The sequence below is a fragment of the Modestobacter sp. VKM Ac-2986 genome (assembly GCF_026967795.1).
Classification (GTDB): Bacteria; Actinomycetota; Actinomycetes; order Mycobacteriales; family Geodermatophilaceae; genus Modestobacter.
In genome coordinates, this window is sequence record NZ_JAPVBH010000001.1 from 224473 (window position 1) to 248098 (window position 23626).

Genomic DNA, 23626 nt, shown 5'->3' on the forward strand with positions numbered 1-23626 from the left:
CTCAGAAGGTCAACGGAGGACGGCGACGAGGAAGTCGGCGTCCGGGGTGAACGGACGCAGGTCCCACGTGGACAGCAGCAGGTCGGGCTCCCAGCCGGTCGCCCGGGCGTCGGTGAGGAAGTCCTCGAACTCGTAGCCGCGGCCGGCGCCGAAGCCGAACGCCGCCCGGCCGCCGTCGGCCAGGTGCGCCCGCAGCCGTCGCAGCACCTCCTGCCGGGTGCCGGGCGCCAGGAACGCCATCACGTTGCCGGCGCAGACGATGCCGTCGAACTGCTCGCCCAGGTCCAGCTCGGCCAGGTCGCCGACGAGCCACCGCGGGCCGGGGTGGTCGGCCTCGGCGGCGGCGATGAGCACCGGGTCGCCGTCCACGCCCACCACGGTGTGCCCGGCGGCGTGCAGCACCGCACCCACCCGGCCCGGGCCGCAGCCGGCGTCGAGCACCCGGGCCCCGCGCGGCAGCATCGCGTCGACCATCCGCGCCTCCCCGGCCAGGTCCGCGCCGCGGGCGGCCATGGCGCGGAACCGCTCGACGTAGCGGTGCGAGTGCTCCGGGTCGGACTGGGTGATCTGCGTCCATGCGCTCGGCTCGACCATGGGGGCATCATCGACGGTCGGCCGGGACGCCGGCGGAGGGGGGAGGAACGTGCGGCGCGAACCGAGCATCCTGCACCTGGACCTCGACGCCTTCTTCGCCGCGGTCGAGCAGCGCGACAAGCCCTCCCTGCGCGGCCGGCCGGTGGTCGTCGGCGGCACCGGCGGGCGCGGCGTCGTGGCCACCGCCTCCTACGAGGCGCGTGCGTTCGGCGCCCGCAGCGCCATGCCCACCGCGGAGGCCCGGCGGCTCTGCCCACCCGGGACGGCGTTCCTCGGCGGCCGGTTCGCCGCCTACCGGCGCACCTCCGACGTCGTCATGGCGCTGCTGCGCGACCTGTCCCCGCTGGTCGAGCCGGTCTCCATCGACGAGGCCTACGTCGACCTGGCCGCCGGCGGGCACGACCTGAGCGTCGCCGGGCTCACCGCGATGGCGACCGACCTCAAGGCGCGCCTGGCCGCGGCCACCGGCGGGGTCACCGGGTCGGTGGGCATCGGGACGTCGAAGTCGCTGGCCAAGATCGGCTCGGAGCTGGACAAGCCGAACGGGCTGACCGTCGTCCCGGCCGGGACGGAGCTGGCGGTGCTGCACCCGCTGCCGGTGCGCGCGCTGGGCGGCGTCGGCCCGGTCACCGCCGAGCGGCTCGCCCAGATCAAGGTGAAGACCGTCGGCGACCTGCACCGGCTCTCCCTCGTCGACCTGACCAGTCTGGTCGGGCAGGCCAACGGCGCCGGGCTGTACCGGCTGGCCCGCGCCGACGACGACCGTCCGGTGGTCGCCGACCGGGAGGCCAAGTCCGTCAGCGCGGAGGAGACCTTCGCCCGCGACGTCACCGACCCCGCCCGGCTGGCCGCCGAGGTCGACGCGCTGTCGGCCCGGGTCGGCACGCGGCTGCAGCGCTCGGGCACCTCCGGGCGCACGGTGACCCTCAAGGTCCGCCGCTACGACTTCAGCACCCTCACCCGCTCGCAGACCCTCGCGCACGCCCTCGACGACCCGCGGCAGATCGCCGAGGTCGCCCACCGGCTGCTGGCCGCCGTCGACCGCACCGGCGGGCTGCGGCTGCTCGGCGTCGGCGTCTCCGGGCTCTCGCCCTACGCCCAGGGCGACCTCTTCGCCACCGAGGCCGCACCGGTCGTGGAGCCCGTCGCCGACGAGCCGGACGTCGAGCCGGTGCCCGACGACCCGCGGCCGGGACCGGCGGTGCACGCCTGGTACCCCGGCCAGGACGTCGTCCACCCCGAGCTGGGCGCGGGCTGGGTGTGGGGCAGCGGGCTGAACCGGGTGACGGTGCGCTTCGAGGGCCCGCTGACCAGGCCCGGCCCGGTGCGGACGCTGGCCGCCGACGACCCGGCGCTGCAGCCGGGCGACCCCCCGGACTGGACCCCCTGAACGGGTGGACCAGCCCGCTGGGGTGAGGCGCGCGGGCCCCCGGGCACGCCAGACTCCCCACGTGCCCCTGGACCCCCAGTTCCCCTCGGACGACGACCACCTCGTCGCCCGGTCCCCGGGCGACCCCGCCGCGTCCGCGCAGGGCCCCACCGCCGACGGGCCCGACACCGTCGAGACCCTCCGCGAGCGGTCGCTGCGCCAGGCGGCCGAGCGGGGTGACGCCCCTGCCGCGCTCGAGCTGGCGCACCTGCTGCGCGAGGCCGGCCGGCACCTGGAGTCCTGGCACTGGGCGCAGCTGGCCGCCGACGCCGGCAACCCGACCGCCGCCGGGACCCTCGCCTGCTGGCGCTGGGTGGAGAGCCGCGACCCGGCGCTGGAGCCGCAGCTGCGCGCCGGCGCCGACCACTCGCACTCCGCCCGCGCCGGCCTGGCCGACCTGCTCCGCGTCACCGGTCGGGTCGAGGAGGCCCGCAGCGTCCTGGAGCGCGGCGCCGTCCGCGGTGAGGTCGCCAGCTGGCTGCCGCTGGGCAACATCTACCGCGAGGAGCTGGACGACGTCGTCGCCGCCGAGGCCGCCTACCGGGCCGGCATCGAGGGCGGGGACATCCACTCCCACCACAACCTCGGCGTCCTGCTGCTGGGCGCCGGTGACGTCGAGGGTGCCATCGAGCACTTCTCCATCGCCGCGGCCGGCGGCGACGAGCTGGCCGCCCGGGTGCTGCGCGAGGTCCTGTACGAGGGCTGAGTCAGCCCAGCGGGTGGGCCCAGCTCTCCTGCTCGTGCGCCGACCGCCAGAACTCCAGCTCGTACCGGGTGGCCAGGGCGAACGCCCGGTGCATCGCCGGCACCGCCGACGGCGTGGCCGCCGCGGCGTCGTCGACCAGCTGCCGCGCCCGGCGGGTGGACTCCTGGAACGCCGGGTCGTCGTAGGTGGCGACCCAGCGGGCGTAGGGGTGCCCGGGCGTGCTGCGGGCGGTCGCGGCCAGCCGCACGCCGGTGTCGGCGTAGACCCAGTAGCAGGGCAGCACCGCCGCCGCGGCCACCTCGTAGGACGCCGTCGCGGCGGTGGCCACCAGGTAGGAGACGTAGCCCAGGCAGGTCGGTGAGTGCAGCAGCTCCGCGGACGCAGGGCCCAGCAGCTCCGAGCCCAGCAGGTCGGCGTGCAGTGCCGTCTCGACCGTGCGGGTCACCGACGCGGAGTCCGCCCAGAAGGCGGCGGCGTCGGGGTCCGGTGCCCGGGCGGCCAGCAGCGCCAGCGCCCGCGCGTACCCGGCGAGGTAGAGGGCGTCCTGCTCCAGATAGTGCCGGAACGCCGCCGGGGCGAGCGTGCCGTCGCCCAGCTCGGCGAGGAAGGCCAGCTCCTCGATCGCCGTCCGCAGGGCCGCCGTGGCGGCCCAGGCGTCGTCGGTGAAGCTCACGCCGCCCACCACCCGGCGAAGTGGTGCACCGGGCCGTGGCCGGAGCCGACGCCGAGAGCAGCACCCGCCTCCAACATCGACTGGAGGTGGTCGCGGGCGCGGTCGACCAGTGGCGCCCAGTCCGGCTCGCGGCCGGCCAGCCGGTCCTGCGCGGCCAGTGCGGCCAGGGCGGAGGACAGCGTGCAGCCGGTGCCGTGGGTGGAGGTGGTGTCCACCCGCGGGCGCCGGGTCTCCAGCACCCCGCCCGCGGTGACCAGGACGTCGACGCTGGTGTCCCCGCCCAGGTGGCCGCCCTTGAGCAGCACCGCCGCCGGCCCCAGCGCGAGCAGTGCCGTGGCCTGCGGGGCCAGCTCCTCGACCGTGGTGGCCGGTGCGACGTCGAGCAGTGCGGCCGCCTCGGGCACGTTGGGGGTGAGCAGGTCGGTGACCGGCAGCAGGTCGGCCCGCACGGCGTCCACGGCCTCGGCCGAGATCAGCCGGTCACCGCTGGTGGCCACCATGACCGGGTCGCAGACCACCGGTCCGCCGGGCCGGCCGGCCAGGACCCGGGCGACCTCCCGGACGACGTCGGCGGTGCCGAGCATGCCGAGCTTGGTGGCGTGCACGGTGACGTCGGCGAACAGCGTCTCCAGCTGCTGCGCCACGAAGTCCGCCGGGACGCCGTGCACCCCGGTGACCCCCCGGGTGTTCTGCGCGGTCAGCGCGGTGAGCACCGCGGTGCCGTAGGCACCCAGTGCGCTGAAGGTCTTCAGGTCCGCCTGGACCCCGGCGCCCCCGCTGGGGTCGCTGCCGGCGACGGTCAGCGCGACCGCGGCCGTCATCGTCCGATCTCCTTGCGCAGCAGCCGGGCCGCCTCGGCCGGGTCGTCGGCCGCACAGACGTCGGAGACGACGCAGAGGCCGTCGACGCCGGTCACGAGCGCGGCGTTGTCGGCGTGGATGCCGCCGATCGCCACCGCGACCAGGCCCGCGGCCCGGGCGCGCGCGGCCAGCGCGCGGACCCCGGCGGGCTCCAGCGACTCCCCCGCGTCGGGCTTGGTGGGCGTGGCCCACACCGGGCCGATGCCGACCAGGTCCACGGTGCCGTCGGGGAGGGCCAGGACGGCGTCGAGCTCGGCGTCGCTGCCGGTGGAGACCCCGATCAGCGCGTCGGGCCCGAGCAGCGCCCGGACCTCGTCGGCGGGCAGGTCGTCCTGGCCGACGTGCACGCCGTCGGCGCCGGTGATCAGCGCGACGTCGACCGCGTCGTTGACGAACAGCGGTACGTGCGGCGTCATCTCGAGCACTTCCTGCACGGCGCGGGTCAGCGCCAGCAGGTCGCGCCGGCTGGCGGTCTTGTCCCGCACCTGGACGGCGGTGACGCCGCCGGCGACGGCCTCGGCCACCACCGCGGGCACCGACCGGGGCGCGCAGAGCAGGGTGTCGGTGACCAGGTAGAGCGTGGGGTCCAGTCGGCGGGTCACCAGCTCACCTGTGCCCGGGTCAGCGCGTCGCCGTCCACGGCGTCGAGGGCGTCCAGCCACAGGGCGGCGAAGGTGCCCGGGCCGGCCGCGGTCGCGGCGGCGGCCTCGGCGGCCAGTGCCACGTGGGCGTGGGCGGCGACGGTGCCGGTGAGCGCGTCCCCGGCGGCGGCGACGTAGGCGGCGACCAGCCCGCCCAGCGCGCAGCCGGCGCCGGTGGTGCGGGTGAGCAGCACCGAGCCGCCGCCGACCCGGACCACCCGGTGCCCGTCGGTGACCACGTCGACCGGGCCGCTGACCGCGACGACCGCCCCGGTGCGCCGGGCCAGCTCGCCGGCGGCCTCCAGCGCGTCCTCGGGACCGTCGACGCTCTCCACGCCGCGGCCGCCCGTGCCGGCACCGGCCAGGGCCATGACCTCCGAGGCGTTGCCGCGGACGACGGCGGGCGACAGCCCGACCAGCTCGGCCGCCAGCCCGGTGCGGAAGGCGAGCCCGCCGACGGCGACCGGGTCCAGCACCCACGGGGTGCCGGCCTGCCCGGCGGCCCGTGCGGCGATGCGCATGGCCTCGGCGGTGCGCTGGTGCACCGTGCCCACGTTGACCAGCACCGCCGAGGCGACCGCGGCGAACTCGCCGGCCTCGGCCGGCTCGTCGACCATCGCCGGCGCCGCGCCCACCGCGAGCAGCGCGTTGGCGGTGATCGTCTGGACGACGGTGTTGGTCAGGCAGTGCACCAGGGGGGAGCTGTTGCGCAGCGCCGCGTGTGCAGCGCGCAGAGAGGTGGCGTCCACGCCGTGACATCCCTTCGCCAGCCGGAGCTGGAGCAGGTTCGACGGGTGTGCTCTCAGTCCCGGGCGGGACACCCCGTGTCAGCGGGCGACGCTAACACCACCGCCGGGACCGCCCGCGCCGTCGTGCTCCGGCCGACACCCCCTGCGACACGGCCACAACTGCCCGGTTCCGTATCCGGCCCGCCCTATGCTCGGCCGCCGGGAGGACTCCCGACGGCTGGTCGGCGGAGGACCCCGGTGACCGGCGCCGCTCACGTCCACCCCGTCGAGACCACCGCGTCCCCGGACCGGCCCCCCCCTGAGCGCGCCGGCCCCGGCGTGGTCCCCGTCCCGAGAGCACCTGCCCATGACCCCTGCCGTCCCCTCCGCGCCCGGCGCCGTGCGCACCGGTCTGCGCGGCACCGCGGGGGCGCTGGTCGTGAGCGTGCTGGCCCGCACCGTGCTGGGCGCGCTCGTGCTGGCCGTGCTGGTCGCCGCCGTCCCCACGGTGGTCGGCTGGCAGGCGGCGGTGGTCACGTCCGGGTCGATGGCACCCCGGGTGCAGCCCGGGGACGTCACGGTGGCCCGGCCGGTCGACACCTCCGACCTCGCGGCCGGGCAGGTGCTGCTCGTCGACGACCCGGACGGCGCCGGCGGACTGCTGCTGCACCGCCTGGTGTCGGTGGAGGACGGCGGTCTGCGGCTGCGGGGCGACGCCAACCCGACGGCCGACGGCTCGCTCGTCGACCCGGCAGCGGTGCACGGGGTCGCCGCCCTGCGGCTGCCCGGCCTCGGCCTGCCGGTCCTGTGGGCGGCACAGCAGCGCTGGGTGCCGCTCGGTGGCGCCGGGCTGGCGCTGGCCGCCCTGCTGGGCCTGTCGGTGCTGCACCGCCCGTCGGTCGACCAGCGGCCCGACCGGGGTCCCCGGCGGGTGCGGCGCCGGTCGGTGGCGGTCCTCGCCGTCGCCGTCCTGCTGCCGGGCACCGGGGCGGCCGCGTACGGGACCGCCGCGGCGGCCTACACCGCCGCCACGGCCAACGGGCCCGACGTGTTCCGCTCGGCGCTGTACTACACCTGCACCTCCGGGTCGGCCGGCGCGGCGCAGTACCTGGACCTCCAGGAGAGCAGCGGGACCGTCGCGCGGAACCGCGGCTCCGCCACCGGTGACGGCACCTACGCGGGCGGGGTGACGCACGGGGTGGACGGTCCACCGTGCACCGGGGCCTCGCGGGCGGTCCGGCTGGACGGCTCCTCCGGCTTCGTCCACACCGGCGTCACCGTCGCGCTGCCGCCGGGCCAGACCTTCTCCACGCAGCTGTGGTTCTCCACCACGACCACGCGCGGCGGCCACCTGATCGGCTTCGGCAACGGCACCAACGGCGCCACGTCCAGCGTCAAGGACCGGATGGTCTACATGACCACCACCGGGCACCTCCGCTTCGGCGTCTTCGACGGTGTCCCGAAGACCGTCATCTCGCCGGCGGCCTACAACGACGGGAAGTGGCACCTGGTGACCGCCACCTTCTCCACGGACACCGGCATCCGGCTCTTCGTCGACGGCTCGATCGTCGCCTCCGACGCCACGATCACGGCGGCGGAGAACAACACCGGGTACTTCCGGGCCGGTTACGACAGCCTCCAGGGGTGGCCCGACGTGCCCACCAGCCACTGGTTCGCCGGCTCCATCGCCCACCTGAGCGTCTTCGCCGGCCGGCTGACCCGCGCGGAGGTCGCCGCCCAGTACGCCGCTGCCGGCTGAGGACGCGGACGGCACCGTCCGTTTCCCGCCCCCAGAGGGGTGAGACAGGTTGTCCGCGATGCGCTGACCTGGGAGTCTGGCCGCCCGAGACCCCAGGAGGAGGCCCACGTGGACCCCGTCGCCGTGGCCTTCCTCGCCGTCGGCGGGCTGGGTCTGCTCGTGCTCGTCGTGTCCCTGCTCGCCGGGGAGATCGCCGAGCTCGGTGACGCCGACGGCCCGTTCTCGGTACCCGCGATCGCGGCCTTCCTCGGCGGCATCGGCTTCGGCGGGGCCGCGGCGACCGCGTTGCTGCCCGAGCTGCCGGGGGCGGCCACCGTGCTGCTCGCCCTGGTCGCCGGGCTGGTGGTCGCGCTGCCGCTGGCCGCCGGCGCCGTCCGGCTGTCGGCCTCGCTGCGCGACATGCCCACCGAACCGACCCTCACCCCCGACCGGCTGCTCGGCGCCCAGGGCGTCGTCGTCAGCCGGGTCCCGGCCGGCGGGTTCGGCGAGGTGCGGCTGGCGGTCGCCGGCCAGCAGCTCAAGTACCACGCCCGCAGCGACGTCCCGTTGCCCGCGGGCACGCCGGTCTACGTCGTCGACACCCCCACGGAGACCTCCGTGCACGTCGTCTCGACCGCCCCGGAGACGACCCCCTTCCCAGACACCGGAGGAACCCCGTGACCCTGCTCATCGCCATCGGCGGCATCGCACTGCTGGTGCTGCTGCTCGTCCTGCTCGTGCTCTCCCGGATCAAGGTCGCCGGCCCCAACCAGGCGTTCCTGGTCACCGGCCGGCAGGGCCGCTCGGTCACCAGCACCGACGGCGCGGTCAGCCGGGACATGAGCGGGCAGAAGGTGGTGATGGGGGCCAGCGTCTTCGTGCTCCCGGTCGTGCAGAAGCTGCACTCGATCGACCTGTCCAGCCGCCGGATCCCGGTCGGCATCCGCGGCGCGGTGAGCCTGCAGGGCGTCAAGTGCGACCTCGAGGGCGTGGCGATCGTCAAGGTCGGCGGCAACGAGGGCGCGATCCGGGCCGCCGCCCAGCGGTTCCTCAACCAGCAGGAGGGCATCGACACCTTCACCTCCGAGGTGCTGGCCGGTGCGCTGCGCTCCATCGTCGGGCGGCTGACGATCGAGGAGATCATCCGCGACCGGGCGGCGTTCGCCTCCGCCGTGGCCGAGGAGGCAGAGTCCTCCCTCACCGGCCAGGGCCTGGTGCTGGACACCTTCCAGCTGCAGGACATCCAGGCCGAGGGCACCTACCTCGCCGACCTGGGCCGGCCCGAGGCCGCCCGGGTGCTCAAGGAGGCCTCCATCGCCGAGGCCCGCGCCCGGCAGGCGGCGCAGCAGGAGCAGCTGCTGGCCGACGAGGCCATCGCCATCTCCCAGCGGCAGCTGGCGCTCAAGCAGGCCGAGATCGACGCGGAGATCGACGCCGCCAAGGCCCGGGCCGCCGCGGCCGGCCCGCTGAGCCAGGCCGCCCAGGACCAGGAGGTGCTGGCCGCGCAGGAGAAGGTCGCCGAGCGCACCGCCACCCTCACCCAGGCGCAGCTGGACACCAAGGTGCGCCGTCCGGCCGACGCCGAGCGCTACCGGGTGGAGCAGGAGGCCGAGGGCCGCAAGAACTCCGCGATCCTCACCGCCGAGGCCCAGCGTCAGGCCACCATCGCCGCAGCCCAGGCCGCCGCCGAGCAGGCGCGGCTGTCCGGTGAGGGTGAGCGCGCCCGCCGCAGCGCGCTCGCCGAGGCCGAGGCGATCGAGGGCGCCAAGCGCGGTGAGGCCGAGAAGCTGCGCCGTGAGGCCATCGCCGACGCCGTCGAGCGGGAGGGTGCGGCCGAGGCCGCCGCCATCCTGGCCCGCGGCAAGGCCGAGGCCGAGTCGATGGACGCCCGGTCCGACGCGTTCGCGAACTACGGCGAGGCCGCGATCCTGGACCTGCTGGTGAAGGTGCTCCCCGACGTGGTGTCCGCGGCGTCGGCCCCGCTGGCCGCGGTGGACAAGATGACGGTCATCTCCGCCGACGGCGCCGGTGCGCTGGGCCGGTCGGTCGCGGCGAACGTGGCACAGGGCATGCAGATCACCGGTGACCTCACCGGCCTGGACGTCGCCGCGATGCTGCGCCGGCTGGGCGTCGGCGCGTCCGACGGGAGCCCCGCGGCCCCGGTCACCCACGTGCCGCTGGACGGCGTGGTCCTGGACGGCGCCAGCAGCAACGGTCCCAGCAGCAACGGCGCCTCGGCCGACGGGCACCGCTGACCGCTCCGTCCCCCCCGCCCCACCGGGTGGCCCGGCGTCCCGAGGCCACCCGGTGGGGCGTCGTCATGCCCCGGGATGGTCACCCTGCGGGGTGACCGAGTCACTCAACGTCTGCCTTGATCCGGTCGTTGCCCCTAGCGTCACTGCTGCGGGACCACCGCAGGAGCCGTTGACCCACCGACGCCGGGAGGACCGAGGATGCGCAGCGCCACCGCTCGTCGCCCCAGGTCCCGCCGCGCGCGGGCCCGGCTCGCCGCGGTCGCGTCGGCCACCGGCGCCCTGCTGCTGGCCGTGACCGTGGTCTGGCAGTCGGCCTCGGCCGGCTTCACCGACTCGACGGCCGCCCTGCGGGCCACGGCGGGCGCGGCCACCATCACGCTCACCGACGACGACGCCGAGGGCCGGCTGTTCACCGTCACCGGTCTCAAGCCGGGGGACAGCGCCGGCACCCGGTGCATCGTCGTGCGCTCCACCAACTCGACCGTGGCCCCGACCGCCCGCACCTCCGACGTCCGGCTGTACGTCACCGGCGCGACCAGCACCCGGTCGCTGGCCAGCTGGCTGAACGTCGGCGTCCGGATCGGCACCGGCGGCGGCACCGCCGGCTGCACGGGTTTCCAGTCCCAGTCCCAGGTCTTCTCCGGACGCCTGGCCGACCTCCCCGCGGACAGCTGGTCGAACGGCCGGGCGTCCTGGAGTGCGCCCGCCGCCGGTCAGACGCGGACCTACGAGATCACCGTCTCCCTGGACCAGGACACCCCGCTGTCCGCCCAGGGCGGGACGGCCGGCGCGACGTTCGTCTGGGAGTCGAGGTTCTCGTGAGCGCCTCCCTGCCCGCGCTCCGGGACTCCCGTGGCGCACTGGTCATCAGCGCGCTGGCCCGCACCGTCCTGGGCGCGCTGGTGCTGCTCGTGCTGGTCTCCGTCGTCCCCGCGGTGGCCGGCTGGCAGTCCACCGTCGTGATGTCCGGCTCCATGGCGCCCAGCGTCCAGCCCGGCGACGTCACCCTGGTCCGCCCGGTGGCCACCGCCGCCCTGGAGCCCGGCCAGGTCCTGCTCGTCGACGACCCGGACGTCCCCGGTGGCCTCCGGCTGCACCGGCTGGTCGCCGTCACCGACAGCGGACTGCTCCAGCTGCGGGGCGATGCCAACGTCACCCCCGACGCCTCGCTCGTCGACGCGGCGGCGGTGCACGGCGTCGGCGCGCTGCGGCTGCCCGCCCTGGGCCTGCCCGTGGTGTGGGCCGCGGAGGGCCGCTGGCTCCCGCTGTCCGGCGCCGCACTCGCGCTGGTCGCACTGATGGGCCTGGCCCTGCTGCACCGCTCCCCCGACGACGCGCCCGACGACGCGGCGGCCGACGCGTCCCCTGGTCCTGGTGTGCCCCCGGGCGACGACGGCCCCCGGCCCCGCCGCCTCGCCCGGACGGCGGTGCGCGGGGCGACGGCCGCGTTCGTCGTGGCCGTCCTGCTGCCCACCACGGCGGTGGCGGCGTTCAGCGGGACGACGGCCAACCACGCCAACTCCTTCGCCGCCGTCCCCTGGTTCACCTGCTCCTCGGCCGCGAGCGGTGAGTCCGCCGCTCAGTACCTCCCGCTGCAGGAGACCAGCGGCACGGTGGCGGTCAACCGCGGCAGCTACCCCGGCAACGGCACCTACGCCGGGGGCGTGACCCTCGGCGCCCCGGGACCGGCCTGCAACAGCGCCTCCCGCGCGGTGACCCTGGACGGCGCCTCCGGCTTCGTCCACACCCCCATCAACGTCGCCAACCCGCAGACCTTCAGCACCCAGCTGTGGTTCCGCACCACCACCACCCGCGGCGGGTACCTGGTCGGCTTCGGCAACGGCACCGACGGGGACACCTCCACGACCAAGGACCGGATGGTCTACATGACCAACGCCGGCACTCTGAAGTTCGGCGTCTACCGGGGCAGTCCGCAGACGATCACCAGCCCGCGCACCTACAACGACGGCGCGTGGCACCTGGTCACCGCGACGTTCTCCCCGTGGACGGGCGCGCGGCTCTACGTGGACGGCAAGATCGTCGTCTCCAACCCCGCGATGAACGCCGCCGAGCCGGTCTCCGGGTACTTCCGGGCCGGCTACGACAGCCTCGAGGGCTGGCCCGACATGCCGACGAGCCGGTACTTCGCCGGCTCGATCGCGCACCTGGGCATCTACGCGTCGGCCCTGACCGACGCCGAGGTGGCGGCCCAGTACGCCGCCGCCGGCTGACCGACCCGACGCCGGACGTCGTCCGGGCACCGGTCACCATCTCCCGGTGACCGAACTGCGCACCGCCCGCTTCGCCGAGCTGACCCCCGCCGAGCTGTACGGCGTCCTGCGGCTGCGGGTCGACGTCTTCGTGGTCGAGCAGGCCTGCCCCTACCCCGAGCTCGACGGCCGGGACACCGAGCCCACCACGCAGCACCTCTGGGTCGCCGACGGCGACGGCACGGTGCTGTCGACCATCCGGCTGCTGCACAACGGCGAGGACCGCGCCATCGGCCGGGTCGCCACCGCGGTGTCCGCGCGCGGCCGCGGGCTGTCGGCCCGGCTGGTCGAGCGCGGCATCGAGCTCAGCGAGGGCCGGCAGATCGACATCGGCGCCCAGGCGTACCTGGAGGGCTGGTACGAGCGCTTCGGCTTCCGCCGCTCGGGCCCGGACTACGACGAGGACGGCATCCTCCACCTCCCCATGCGCCTCCCCGCCCGCTGACCCCCGCGCCCCGAGGGGGCGGGAGTGGCCACTTCTGCCCTCTGCCCTCCCGGGCACCCCGGGGCGGGAGTGGCCACTCCCGCCCCGGGGTGCGTCAGTCGGTGCCGGTGAGGGACGCCGGGGGCAGCCAGTCGGCCTCGAGCAGCTCGGCGATCTGCTGCAGCCCGGCGGTGTCGCCGCCGGCGGTGGAGCCGGTGACCGCGAGCCGCTCGACCATCACCCGGGCGACGTCCTCCTCGACGGTGTCGGCGGCGAAGGCGACCCGCCACGGGGAGACCTGGTGGTCGCGGTGGGTGCGGCCGGTGAGCTGGCGGGCGGCGATCCCGGAGAACCGCGGCTGGTGGAACAGCCCCACCCGCGGGGTCGTCGAGGCGGTCAGCCCGCCGGGCAGCTGCTCGGCGGCGTGCAGGCTGATCGAGGCGGTCACGGTGAACACGCACACCGGTGCCTCCCCGGTCTGGAACCGCAGCCGCTCGGCCTCGACGTCGAAGCGGTCCCGGCCGTAGATGCCGGCGACCGCGATGCCGCCGTCCAGCAGTGCCTCGCGGATCGGGTCGGCCGCGGTCTCGACGAACTCCACGGAGACGGCGACCTGCCGGTCGGCCTCGACCTGCGCCTTGACCCAGTCGACGGTGGCCGCGGCCCGGATCAGCCCGGCCTTCTGCCGGAACCGCAGCAGCGCCGCCCGGCCGCGGGCGCTCTGCCGGGCGCGGCGGGCCAGCTGCATCTCGGCCCGGAACTCCGACCACTCCGCCTCGTACTGCGCGCGCTCGGCGGGGGTGAGCTCGACCGGGGTGCCGGTCACCGACACCGGACCCCACGGGGCGGGGCGGTGCAGCGTGGCCGGCGGGTCGGTGTCGGCCAGCCAGCTGCGCAGCCGGGTCAGGTCGGCGCGGCGCTCGTCGGCGTCCTCGGTCCAGCTCCACCCGTAGCGCGCACGTTCCACGTGGAACCCGTGCGCGGCCAGCCGGGTGGGGAGGTCCGCCCACTCCTTCAGCGGCTCGCCGTGGACCGCGGCGAAGTGCGGGGCCAGGTAGGGCAGCTCGAGCGGTGAGTGCGCCGGGGTGGCGGTGGCCAGCAGCACGTAGGGGGCGTCCTTGACCCGGCCCGCGCCGGAGACGGCCTTCCAGTGCTTCCACCGCTGGGTCGTGGTGTGCCGGACCATGTGCGCCTCGTCGGCGATGACGACGTCGAACCGGCCGCCGGTCGCCTTGAGCGCGCCGTTGACCTTGCCCAGCCGGTCCCAGGTGGTCACGCACCAGCGCAGCCCGGCATCGCCGAAGGCCGCGATGGACCGCGCCCAGTGCGGCACGGTGATCGCCGCGGGCCGGTCGGCGACCACCAGCACGGTGCGCACCGGGCGCTGGGCGGCGATCTGCTGCACGGCCAGGACGGCGGTGCCGGTCTTGCCCACACCGGGGTCGTCACCCAGCAGGAACATCCTCCCGCCGGCGGCGGCGTGTGCGGCGATGACGGCGGCCCCGGTGGTCTGCTCGGCCCGCGGGGTCATCGGCCGGCCCGGCGGCACCGGCCGGGGGTCGGCGTTCAGCTCGTCCTCGACGAACCGCTCGAAGCTGTGGGGGGCCGGGTCGTAGGGCGCCAGCGCCGCGGGCAGGGACGCCCCGACGTACACGTGCGTCGACAGCCCGGCGTGCCAGGTCGCGCCGGGCGCCGGGGCGCGGAACGGCACGGCCAGCGCCCACACCCGCTGCCCGGCCGGCGCGGTCGGCAGCCCGGCGGCTGCCTTCGCGGCCGCCGTCGTCCGGGGGGCGCTCGTGCGGGACGCCGCCTTCGCCGGGGTGGCCTTCCGGGCGGGAGCGGCCTTGTTCGCGGCGGTCGCCTTCTTCGCCGGCGTGGACTTCTTCGCCGGCGCGGCCTTCTTCGCAGGTGTGGTCGCGCGTGCGGTGGTGGTGCGGGACGAGCTGGTGGAGCGCCGTCGGCGTCCGGGCACGGGTTCTCCTGGGGTCGAGCGGCCGGTCGCTGCGACGGTAGGCGGGGCCACCGACGATCCGCGGCAGCGACATCGGGTCCGCGGCGTCTGATGGGATGGGGGCATGACCGATCCCGTCCGGCTGGCCGCCCGCACCCTCGGCGACACCGGACCGCGGGTGGTCTTCGTGCACGGGCTGTTCGGCCAGGGCCGCAACTGGACGACGATCGCCCGGCAGCTCGCCGAGGACGGCCACCGCGTCACGCTGCTGGACCTGCCGAACCACGGGCACTCGCCGTGGACCGAGCGGGTCGACTACCTGGACATGGCCGAGCTGCTCGCCGCCGAGCTCGCGGCGTTCGGCGAGCCGGTCACCCTGGTCGGGCACTCGATGGGCGGCAAGGTCGCCATGCTGCTCGCGCTGCGCTCCCCCGCCCTGCTGCGCGCCCTCGTGGTCGTCGACATGGCCCCGGTCGAGTACCCGGAGACCGGTGGGCGCACCGAGGACCCCGACGAGGAGGCCTCCCCGTTCGCGGCGTTCATCACCGCGATGAAGGCGATCGACCTCGGCTCGCTGGCCACCCGGGAGGACGCCGACGCCGCACTGCGGCCCGCCGTCCCGAGCACGATGGTGCGGTCGTTCCTGCTGCAGTCGCTCGTGCGGGACGGCGGGGGCTGGCGGTGGCGGCTCAACCTCGACGTCCTGGGCCGGGACCTGGCCACGTTGCGCGGCTTCCCCGAGCCCCCGGCCGGCGCGCACTTCGACGGGCCGGTGCTGTGGATCGCCGGCGCGAACTCCCACTACGTGCTCGACACCGACCGCCCGCGGATGGCCGGGCTCTTCCCGCTCGTGCGGCTGGTGCGGGTGAAGAACGCCGGGCACTGGGTGCACTCCGAGGCCCCTGAGGTGTTCGTGGAGACGCTGCGTCGGTTCCTGCAGCAGGTCGAGACGTGACGGTCCACCCCCGGCCGGTGCCGCTGATCGGTGACCCGACGGCGGCCTCGGAACGGGCGGCCGACCCGGCCGGCTGGGCGTTCGACCCGGCCGAGCGCGACGCCCTGCACCGCGTGGTCGCCGCGCGCCGCGACGTCCGCCGCTACCGCCCGGACCCGGTCCCGGCCGACGTCCTGGAGCGGGTGCTCACCGCCGCCCACGCCGCACCCAGCGTCGGGCACAGCCAGCCGTGGCGCTTCGTCGTCATCACCGACCCCGGAGTGCGCGACCGCGCGGCCGTCCTCACCGACCGCGAGCGGCTGCGCCAGGCCGCCCAGCTGGAGCCCGACGCCGCCCGCCGGCTGCTGGACCTGAAGCTGGAGGGCGTCCGCGACGCCCCGCTCGGCGTCGTCGTCTGCTGCGACCGCCGCACCGCGGCCGCCGGGGTGCTCGGCCGGGCCACCTACCCCGACGCCGACCTGTGGAGCTGCGCCGCGGCCATCCAGAACCTGTGGCTGGCCGCCCGCGCGGAGGGCCTGGGGATGGGCTGGGTGACCCTGTTCCGCCCCGCCGACCTGGCCGAGCTGCTCGGCCTGCCCGAGGGCGTGGAGACCCTCGGCTGGCTGTGCCTGGGCTGGCCCGACGAGCGCCCGCCCGCGCCCGGGCTGGAGCGGGCCGGCTGGTCGCAGCGGCTGCCGCTGGCCGACGTCGTGATGACCGACCGCTGGGCCGGTGCGGCTCCCCCGCCGTCTGCGCTGCGCGGCCCCGACCAGCCCGACGTCGTCGCCGCCCGGGACGGCGGGGACCGGCTGCTCACCCCGCCGGGCTCGCTCGGCGTGCTGGATGCCGCCGTCGACCGGGCCGTCGCCCTGGGCCGGGGCGGGGTCACCGGCGGCGTGCTGGTGCTGGCCACCGCCGACCACCCGGTCACCGCCCACGGCGTCTCCGCCTTCGACCCCCGGGTCACCCGGGACGTCACCGAGGCCGCCGTCGCCGGGACGGCGGTCGGGGTCACCGCCGCCCGCGGCGCGGGGCTGACGGCGGTCGTGGTGGACGCCGGCGTGGCCGGTGGACCGGTGCCCGGCGCGGTCGGCGCGCGCCCGGCCGGCCCGCGCGGGGACCTCGTCGACGCCCCTGCGATGACCGCCGAGGACACCGCGGCCCTGGTCGCGGCCGGCCGGGCGCTGGGGCGGGAGGCCGGCGCGACCGGTCTGGTGGCCCTCGGCGAGGTCGGCGTCGCCAACACGACCGTGGCCGCAGCGCTCGCCTGTGCGTTGTTGCACGTGGAACCGGCGGCCGTGGTGGGTCTCGGCTCGGGCGCGGACTCGGCGATGCTGGCCCGCAAGGCCGCGGTGGTCACCGCCGCCGTCGCCCGGGCCGGCCGGGTTCCCGACCCGCTGACCGGGCTGGCGCAGCTCGGCGGTCCGGAGCTGGCCGTGCTCGCCGGGGTCGCCCTGGGGGCGGCGGAGGTGCGGGCGGTGGTCGTCGTCGACGGGTTCGCCGCGTCGCTGGCCGCGCTGGCCGCCGTCCAGCTGGAGCCCGCGGTACAGGCCAGCCTGGTCGCCGGACAGCGCAGCCGGGAGCGCGGGCACGACCTGGTGCTCCAGGCGCTGGGCTGCGAGCCGCTGCTGGACCTGCGGCTGCGCGCCGGCGAGGGCGTCGGGGCCGTGCTCGCGGCGAGCCTGCTGCTGCAGGGCCTCGCCGTCCGCCGGACCGCGGCCCGCGTCGACCGCTGAGCCGTCCTCCGCGGGTGGACCCGCACGAGGCAGGGTGGAGCCGCGTGCGCACGCGGTTCCACCCTGCTCGGCCCGGCTCGACCCGGGTGCGGCCGCGCTCACCCCTCGGAGCGTGGCGGGTGGTCGGCGGTCGCGCGGGCTCCTACAGTCCGGGCCACAGTGGTCCGACCCGCCGGGGCGGCACCCGAGCGCGGGGGACGAGCAGATGAGCCAGGACGACGAGGCGGCGAAGCGGCACCCGACGGAGCCGTTCGACAAGCCGCTCCACGGGCAGGAGCCGTACGGGCAGGCTGCTCAGCCGTACGGGCAGTCGTCCCAGCCGTACGGGCAGGCTGCCCAGCCGTACGGGCAGGCTGCCCAGCCGTACGGGCAGGCTGCCCAGCCGTACGGGCAGGCGCCCCAGCCGCACGGTGCCACCGCCCAGCCCCACGGACAGGTCCCGCCGTACGGCCAGCAGCCCCAGGTCCCGCAGCCCTACGCCCAGCCCTACGGCCCGCCGCCGTACGGGTACGGCTACCCGCCCCCGCAGCGCACCAACGGGATGGCCATCGCCTCGATGGTGCTGGGCATCCTCTGGCTCTACTGGATCGGCAGCGTCCTGGCGCTGGTGTTCGGCTACGTCGCCAAGCGGCAGATCCGGGAGCGCGGCGAGAGCGGCGGCGGCATGGCGACCGCGGGCATCGTGCTCGGCTGGGTCGGCATCGGCTTCCTCGCGGTCTTCCTGGTCGTCTTCGTCGCAGCCGCCTCCTCCGACTTCAGCTGATGTCCGGCGCCGAGGCCCAGGCCGCGGCGCTTCTGCCGGTGGGCGGACCTCGAACACCGACCCACCAGGGGTCGAGCCGCGTCACTGACCGTTGAGCCGCGTCACGGCACGGCTCAACGGTCGGCCAGGCGGCTCAACCCTCCCGGACGACGACCTCCGGACGTCCCGCAGGTCAGCTGAACAGGCCGCGGACGTCGTCGGCGGTCAGTGCGCCCGAGGCCAGGGCACCGTCGTCCACGACGCGGGAGAACAGGGCCTGCTTGCGGGCCTTGAGCTCCATGACCTTCTCCTCGATGGTGCCCACCGCCACCAGCCGGTAGACGATCACCGTCTTGTCCTGGCCGATCCGGTGCGCCCGGTCGACGGCCTGGGCCTCGGCCGCCGGGTTCCACCACGGGTCGAGCACGAACACGTAGTCGGCCTCGGTGAGCGTCAGCCCGAACCCGCCGGCCTTGAGGCTGATCAGGAAGACCGGGGCTGTCCCGGTGCGGAAGTCCTGGACGGCGGCGTCCCGGTCGCGGGTGCTGCCGTCGAGGTACACCCAGTCGATGCCCTCGTCGGTGAGCCGGTCGCGGATGCTGCGCAGGAAGCGGGTGAACTGGCTGAAGACCAGCACCCGGTGGCCCTCGGCCACGACCTCGCGTACGTGGTCGAGGAAGGCGTCGGCCTTGCTGGACCGGACGTCGGCGTAGGCCGGGTCGATCAGCACCGGGTCCAGGCTCAGCTGCCGGAGCAGGGTCAGCGACCGGAAGATGGTCATCCGGTTCTTCGACATGTCCTCGACCAGGCCGAGGACCTTGCTCCGCTCCCGCTGCAGGTGGGTCTGGTAGAGCTTCTCGTGCTCGGGGTTGAGCACCACCTCCAGCACCTGCTCCTGCTTCGGCGGCAGGTCGGCGGCGACCATCTCCTTGGTGCGCCGGCGCACCAGTGGCCGGATCCGCCGGCGCAGCAGGGCCAGCTTCTCCGCGTCGTCGTCCCGCTCGATGGGCAGCCGGTAGAACTCGGTGAACCGCGACGGGTCGGGGAACAGCCCGGGCGCGACGATCGAGGTCAGCGCCCACAGGTCCATCACGCTGTTCTCCAGCGGCGTGCCGGTGAGCGCGAACTTCACCGGGGCGGTGAGCTGCCGGGCGCACTGGTAGGTGCGCGACTGGTGGTTCTTCACGAACTGCGCCTCGTCGAGCACCAGCGCCCGCCACGGCAGCCCGGTCCAGGACTCGGCGTCGATCCGGAACAGCGCGTAGGAGGTGATCACCACGTGCGCCCCGGCGACCTTCTCGGCCAGCGTCCGGCCGGTGCGGCGCTCGGTCTCGGCGATGGTGACCACCCGCAGCCCCGGGGCGAAGCGGGCGGCCTCGCGCGACCAGGTCGACATCACGCTGGTCGGGGCCACCACCAGCACCGGGGCCTCGTCGAGCTCACCGGCCTCGTGGGCGCGCACGAGCAGGGCGAGGGTCTGCAGCGTCTTGCCCAGGCCCATGTCGTCGGCGAGCACCCCGCCGAGCCGGTGGTCCCAGAGGAAGGACAGCCAGCCGTAGCCCTCGTGCTGGTAGGGCCGCAGCTCCGCGGCCAGCCCCGCCGGCACCGGCGGCGGGGTGGCGAGCTCGGCGTCCAGCAGCCCGCGCACGTCCCGCGTCCAGCGCTCGCTCTGCGCCTCCACCACGCCCAGGCCCATCAGCTGCTCCCACAGCCCCACGGCGTAGCGGCTGACCTGCACGCCCTCCCCCGGGACGTCGCGCAGCTCGCGGGCCTCCTCGATCAGCAGCCGCAGCTGCTCGAACTCCGGGCGCATCAGCGAGAAGTGGGTGCCGCTGAGCAGCACCAGCCGGGTGCGGCCGGCGGCGAGGGCCTTGTAGAGGGTCTCGAACGGCACGCTCTGGCCGTCGACGGTGACGCTGACGCCCAGGTCGAACCAGTCGGACTCCCCGGTGTCCCGGGCGGTGAAGCTGATCTGCGGGGCGGAGGTGTTCTGCCGGTAGTCCGGCGGCGTGCCCTCCACCGTCACGTCGACGCCGGGGTCGGCGCGCAGCGCGGCCAGCACCTCGGTGGTGAACTCCAGCGCCTCCACGCCGGCCAGCTCGACCGACGCGGCCAGCTCACGCTCCGTCGTCCACAGCTCGGGCAGGCCGCCGACCGGACCGGGCAGCGCCTCGACCAGGGCCTGCTCGGCGGCGGGGTCGCGGCCGTCGCCGGGGGTGGACGGCGAGCCCGGTGGGTGCGACCGGTCGGGGCCGTACCGCACCTCCCAGGACACGCGGACGGTGCCGTCGCCGGGGTACCGGGCGTCGACGGCCAGCCGGGGCGGGGCGACGTCGGGCAGGTCGACCGAGCCGTCGACGGAGACGACCGGCACGGTCTGGGCCAGGCCCGGGTACCAGTCGCGGAGGAACCGGTCGACGTCGGCGGCGGGGATGCCGATCGACCCGCCGCGGGCCACCAGGCCGGCCAGCGCCGGCGGCACCGGTGAGTCCAGCCGGGCGAGCACCAGCCCGGGGGCGCCCTCGGCCGCCTGGTCGCGGCGGGGGCCGTCGACGGTGACCCCGTGCGGCGGGACGCCGAGGAAGGACAGCGCCGCGGGGTCGACCGGTCGGCCGTCGACGCGCAGCAGCGCGGACAGCTCGGTGCGCTCCTCGCCCTGCCGCAGGTCGACGGCGACGTCGGCGTCCGCGGCGGCGAGCACCACCGGCCGGGGCGGGCGGTCGGCGGTGACCAGCGCGACGCCGTCGGCCACCGCCTCGGCCAGCAGCCGCCACAGGCCCGGGCCGAACTCGTGCAGGTACACGTCGACCGGCGCGTAGGAGTAGTACTGCCCACGGGCGGCCTGGTGGGTGGCGTACAGCGCCCGGAGCGCCGCCAGGTGGGCCCGGTCCCAGCCGGCCTGGACGCTGTCGTACTGCAGCTGCTTCCAGGACACCCCGCTGCGCACCCACTGACCGCGCTGTCCCGGCGTGACCGGACGCAGCCGCACCAGCCGCTGCCGCGTGCCCGGGGCGCCCACCGAGGCCCGTCCCCGGCCCGGCTCCTGCTCGACCGCCTCGAACTGGAGCCCGAGCGGGACGGCGGTGCGCGGGACGCGCTCGGCCGCCGCCGCCACCAGCTCCTCGAGCTCCTGCTCCCAGGTGCGCCCGGGCCGGGACAGCACGCCGCCCGGCGCACGCTGGACCTGCGGGCGCAGGTAGAGCAGCACCGCCACGGCGTGCTTGCAGTCGTCGCCCACGGGGCAGGTGCAGGCGCCGGCCCAGCCCACCCGGCCGCCGTCGGTGCGCACCACCGTCGTCCGGTAGGGCACGTCGCCGCCGCCCTGCACCAGCCCGGTGACCCGCCGCGCGTCCTCGGCGACCCGGACGTCGAGCACCGCGCGGGCCACGTACCGCCGGGCACGGTCGAGCACGTCGGGCCCGACGGCGTCGGCGAGGGCCGAGTCGGTGACCATCTCCCGCCAGTCCCCGAGCACCCCGACAGGCTACGGCGGTCCGGCGACAGTCCGGCCGGCTCGCCGGGGAGGCCCGCCCCACGCGTGGTCCGGTGCGGTCGCCGGAGGTAGGCGATGATGCTCGGGGCGCGGCGGTCGACGGCGCGCCGACACGGACGGACACGGGCGGGGACCAGCTGGTGAGAGACGAGACGGGCGCCCGGGGGGTGTCGACTGCGGTCGACTTCGCCGCGGTGTTCGCCAGGCAGCCGACCGCCTACCTGGTCATGTCGGCAGACCTGGTGATCGTGGAGGCCAACGCCGCCTACCTGGAGCTGCTCGGCCGGACCCGCGAGGAGCTGGTGGGGCGCTACGTCTTCGACGCCTTCCCGCCCGCACCCGAGGCCCTGGACCCCGACGGCGTCAACCCGCTGCAGGCGTCGTTCGAACGGGCCCGGGACACCGGTGTGCCCGACCACATGCCCCTGTTCCACTACGAGGTGCACGACCACGCGCTGGGCCGGTCGGTGCCGCGCGCCTGGTCGCTGATCAGCGCGCCGGTCCTCGACGCCGCGGGGCGCACGCAGTGGGTGCTGCAGCGGGTCGAGGACGTGACCGAGTTCCTGGCCGAGCGGGAGCGCCTGGCCGAGCGCCGGGACGACGGCGGCTGGGCCCGGCTGGACGTGCTGGAGGCCGATCTCTTCGCCCGCACCCAGGAGCTGCGGGCCGTGCTCGCCGCCCAGGAGGAGACCGCGCGCCGGCTCGCCGCGATGGCCCAGGTCGTGCTGCAGTCGACGGCGGCCGAGACGGTCGCGGACGTCACCGACGTCCTCGCCGGCGCCGGCCTGGCCGCGATCGGTGCCGACGGCGGCGGGATCGCCCTCCGCGACGACGAGCGCGGGGTCGTGGACCTGACGCTCACCCCGTCGATGGGAGAGGGGGCCCAGCGCCGGTACGGCACCCTGGGCCTCGGTGGCCGGTTGCCCGCGGCCTGGGCCGCGCGTACCGGGGAGACCCTGGTCTTCGCCGGCCGGGCCGAGGCCGAGGCCTGGGACCCGGGGATGCGGGAGGCGTTCGAGCAGACCGGGCAGCAGGCGTGGATCGTGGTGCCGCTGACCACCGCGGGGCGGCTGCTCGGGTCCCTGTCCGCAGGCTGGCGCGAGGAGCGCAGCTTCTCCGACGCCGAGATCGAACTGGTGCAGGCCTTCGCCGCCCAGTGCGCCCAGGCGCTGGACCGGGTGCAGGTGCTCACCCAGGAGCGGAGGTCGGCCGAGCGCAGCCGGCGGCTGGCGGAGGACCTGCAGCGCAGCATGCTGACCGAGCCCGTGCAGCCCGACCACTGCCAGACCGCCGTCCGGTACCTGCCGGCCACCGGCACGGCCCAGGTGGGCGGCGACTGGTACGACGCCTTCCGGCACGCGGACGGCTCCGTCGACCTGGTCATCGGCGACGTGGTCGGCCACGACATCGGTGCCGCCGCCACGATGGGGCAGTTGCGGAGCCTCCTGCGCGGCATCGCCATGTCCGGTGCGGCGGGCCCGGCGCAGGTGCTCGACACCATGGACACCGCGATCGCCCAGCTCGGGCTGGCCACCTACGCCACCGTGGGCATGGGCCGGCTCGAGCGGTCGGCGTCCGGCGCCACCCGGCTGCGCTGGGCCAGCGCCGGTCACCCGCCCCCGGTGGTCCTGGACACCGACGGCGTCCCGGTCCCGGTCCCGGAGGCGCCCGGCCGGCTGATGCTCGGCGTCGACGCGTCCAGCACCCGCGGGGAGAGCGTGCTCGACCTCGACGACGGGGCGACCGTGCTGCTCTACACCGACGGTCTGGTCGAACGGCCGGGCAGCGACCTGGACGCCGGGGTGGCCGCGCTCCGCGAGGTCGTCGCCGAGGCCGCCGACCTGCCGCTGGAGCAGCTCTGCGACCGGGTGGTCGACCGGCTCGTCGACGGCCGGCCCGCCGACGACGTCGCGCTCGTCGCCGTCCGGCTGGACCGGGCGTCGGCGGGCACGTCCGGCCGCGCCCCCGCGCAGTACGCCGCAGCGCACGCCGGCTGGCACAGCGACAGCCCGGTCCCGGCGGTCTCGGGCTCCCGGCTGACCCTGGAGCTGGCGTCCCTGCGCGGCCTGAGCGGGGTCCGCCAGCAGCTGCGGCACTTCCTGCAGTCCTCGGTGGAGCCGGGACCGACCGTCGAGGACGTCGTGGAGCGGGCGGTCCTGGTGGTCGACGAGCTGGCCTCCAACGCGCTGCGCCACGGCGCGCCGCCGGCGAGCCTGCACATCGCCGACGAGGAGACCCGCTGGATCGTCCTGGTCACCGACAGCGCCCCCGGACGGCGGCCCACCCCGGCGCGCGGCCGGCGGGAGGGGCAGGGCGGCTACGGCCTGTACGTGGTCGCCGACCTGACCCTCGACCACGGCGTCCACTACGCGGCCGACCGCAAGGTGGTCTGGGTGGTCCTGGACAAGCAGCCCCAGCTGTCCTGAGGGCGGCCCGCCTCGCCGGAGAGGGT

General features: G+C 76.1%; 19 protein-coding genes and 1 riboswitch. Of the genes, 12 read left to right on the top strand and 7 right to left on the bottom strand.

What is annotated here, in order from left to right; translation table 11 throughout:
• Positions 1-9 precede the first annotated feature (9 nt).
• A complete protein-coding gene (locus O2W14_RS01075; RefSeq protein WP_269174235.1) occupies positions 10-594 on the bottom strand; it encodes a class I SAM-dependent methyltransferase in 585 nt (194 codons plus the stop codon).
• Positions 595-643: 49 nt separating this feature from the next.
• Between O2W14_RS01075 and O2W14_RS01080 the strand changes: the two genes are divergently transcribed.
• Entirely contained in the window at positions 644-1984 is a 1341-nt protein-coding gene (locus O2W14_RS01080) for a DNA polymerase IV (RefSeq protein ID WP_269174236.1), read from the top strand.
• A 61-nt stretch (positions 1985-2045) separates the two neighbouring features.
• Positions 2046-2729: a hypothetical protein gene (locus tag O2W14_RS01085; protein ID WP_269174237.1), complete on the top strand. Its 684-nt coding sequence runs from the start codon at positions 2046-2048 to the stop codon at positions 2727-2729.
• A gap of 1 nt (position 2730) precedes the next feature.
• On the opposite strand, the gene O2W14_RS01090 is transcribed toward O2W14_RS01085, so the two are convergent.
• The 4 genes from O2W14_RS01090 to thiM form a co-directional block, all read right to left on the bottom strand.
• Entirely contained in the window at positions 2731-3402 is a 672-nt protein-coding gene (locus O2W14_RS01090; RefSeq protein WP_269174238.1) for a TenA family protein, read from the bottom strand.
• The gene (gene thiD / locus O2W14_RS01095) at positions 3399-4223 is read right to left on the bottom strand and encodes a bifunctional hydroxymethylpyrimidine kinase/phosphomethylpyrimidine kinase (protein ID WP_269174239.1); all 825 of its coding nucleotides are present in this window, start codon (positions 4221-4223) and stop codon (positions 3399-3401) included. The genes O2W14_RS01090 and thiD overlap by 4 nt, the downstream gene beginning before the upstream one ends.
• Complete coding sequence (thiE, locus tag O2W14_RS01100) at positions 4220-4864, bottom strand: thiamine phosphate synthase (protein WP_269174240.1); 645 nt, start codon at positions 4862-4864, stop codon at positions 4220-4222. Before thiE ends, thiD begins: the two co-directional genes overlap by 4 nt.
• Positions 4861-5652 (bottom strand): hydroxyethylthiazole kinase, encoded by a 792-nt coding sequence (gene thiM / locus O2W14_RS01105; RefSeq protein ID WP_269174241.1) that lies wholly within the window; start codon positions 5650-5652, stop codon positions 4861-4863. Before thiM ends, thiE begins: the two co-directional genes overlap by 4 nt.
• A riboswitch (TPP riboswitch) is annotated at positions 5645-5738 on the bottom strand. (Overlaps the previous gene by 8 nt.)
• A gap of 260 nt (positions 5739-5998) precedes the next feature.
• Here thiM and O2W14_RS01110 point away from each other — a divergent pair.
• The 6 genes from O2W14_RS01110 to O2W14_RS01135 all read left to right on the top strand — a co-directional run bounded on the left by O2W14_RS01110 (position 5999) and on the right by O2W14_RS01135 (position 12339).
• Complete coding sequence (locus O2W14_RS01110; protein ID WP_269174242.1) at positions 5999-7390, top strand: LamG-like jellyroll fold domain-containing protein; 1392 nt, start codon at positions 5999-6001, stop codon at positions 7388-7390.
• 108 nt (positions 7391-7498) lie between these two features.
• Positions 7499-8050, top strand: coding sequence for a hypothetical protein (locus tag O2W14_RS01115; protein WP_269174243.1), 552 nt, complete (start codon positions 7499-7501; stop codon positions 8048-8050).
• Positions 8047-9624 carry a flotillin family protein gene (locus O2W14_RS01120; protein WP_269174244.1) on the top strand — a complete coding sequence of 526 codons (1578 nt, stop codon included), beginning with the start codon at positions 8047-8049 and terminating at the stop codon, positions 9622-9624. Before O2W14_RS01115 ends, O2W14_RS01120 begins: the two co-directional genes overlap by 4 nt.
• Positions 9625-9822: 198 nt before the next feature.
• Positions 9823-10446, top strand: coding sequence for a hypothetical protein (locus O2W14_RS01125; RefSeq protein WP_269174245.1), 624 nt, complete (start codon positions 9823-9825; stop codon positions 10444-10446).
• Entirely contained in the window at positions 10443-11855 is a 1413-nt protein-coding gene (locus O2W14_RS01130) for a LamG-like jellyroll fold domain-containing protein (RefSeq protein ID WP_269174246.1), read from the top strand. The genes O2W14_RS01125 and O2W14_RS01130 overlap by 4 nt, the downstream gene beginning before the upstream one ends.
• 46 nt (positions 11856-11901) lie before the next feature.
• Positions 11902-12339 carry a GNAT family N-acetyltransferase gene (locus tag O2W14_RS01135; protein ID WP_269174247.1) on the top strand — a complete coding sequence of 146 codons (438 nt, stop codon included), beginning with the start codon at positions 11902-11904 and terminating at the stop codon, positions 12337-12339.
• 94 nt (positions 12340-12433) lie between these two features.
• Here the strand turns inward: O2W14_RS01135 and O2W14_RS01140 are convergent, their stop codons facing one another.
• Positions 12434-14290 carry a helicase gene (locus O2W14_RS01140; protein WP_269174248.1) on the bottom strand — a complete coding sequence of 619 codons (1857 nt, stop codon included), beginning with the start codon at positions 14288-14290 and terminating at the stop codon, positions 12434-12436.
• 103 nt (positions 14291-14393) lie between these two features.
• Between O2W14_RS01140 and O2W14_RS01145 the strand changes: the two genes are divergently transcribed.
• From O2W14_RS01145 to O2W14_RS01155, 3 genes are all read left to right on the top strand, one after another.
• Positions 14394-15224: an alpha/beta fold hydrolase gene (locus tag O2W14_RS01145; protein ID WP_269174249.1), complete on the top strand. Its 831-nt coding sequence runs from the start codon at positions 14394-14396 to the stop codon at positions 15222-15224.
• Positions 15221-16939 carry a 5,6-dimethylbenzimidazole synthase gene (gene bluB / locus O2W14_RS01150; RefSeq protein WP_269174250.1) on the top strand — a complete coding sequence of 573 codons (1719 nt, stop codon included), beginning with the start codon at positions 15221-15223 and terminating at the stop codon, positions 16937-16939. The genes O2W14_RS01145 and bluB overlap by 4 nt, the downstream gene beginning before the upstream one ends.
• Before the next feature lie 205 nt (positions 16940-17144).
• Positions 17145-17702, top strand: coding sequence for a DUF4190 domain-containing protein (locus O2W14_RS01155; protein WP_269174251.1), 558 nt, complete (start codon positions 17145-17147; stop codon positions 17700-17702).
• A 172-nt stretch (positions 17703-17874) separates the two neighbouring features.
• Here O2W14_RS01155 and O2W14_RS01160 read toward each other — a convergent pair whose 3' ends face one another.
• Positions 17875-21156: a DEAD/DEAH box helicase gene (locus O2W14_RS01160; RefSeq protein ID WP_269174252.1), complete on the bottom strand. Its 3282-nt coding sequence runs from the start codon at positions 21154-21156 to the stop codon at positions 17875-17877.
• Between the two features lie 158 nt (positions 21157-21314).
• On the opposite strand from O2W14_RS01160, the gene O2W14_RS01165 reads away from it, so the two are divergent.
• Positions 21315-23600, top strand: coding sequence for an ATP-binding SpoIIE family protein phosphatase (locus O2W14_RS01165; RefSeq protein WP_269174253.1), 2286 nt, complete (start codon positions 21315-21317; stop codon positions 23598-23600).
• The last annotated feature ends 26 nt before the right edge of the window (positions 23601-23626 follow it).

Coding starts and splice junctions, on each gene's coding strand:
- O2W14_RS01075 (WP_269174235.1), bottom strand. CDS start 594: ATGGTCGAGCCGAGCGCATGGACGCAGATCACCCAGTCCGACCCGGAG.
- thiD (WP_269174239.1), bottom strand. CDS start 4,223: ATGACGGCCGCGGTCGCGCTGACCGTCGCCGGCAGCGACCCCAGCGGG.
- O2W14_RS01110 (WP_269174242.1), top strand. CDS start 5,999: ATGACCCCTGCCGTCCCCTCCGCGCCCGGCGCCGTGCGCACCGGTCTG.
- O2W14_RS01125 (WP_269174245.1), top strand. CDS start 9,823: ATGCGCAGCGCCACCGCTCGTCGCCCCAGGTCCCGCCGCGCGCGGGCC.
- O2W14_RS01145 (WP_269174249.1), top strand. CDS start 14,394: ATGACCGATCCCGTCCGGCTGGCCGCCCGCACCCTCGGCGACACCGGA.
- O2W14_RS01155 (WP_269174251.1), top strand. CDS start 17,145: ATGAGCCAGGACGACGAGGCGGCGAAGCGGCACCCGACGGAGCCGTTC.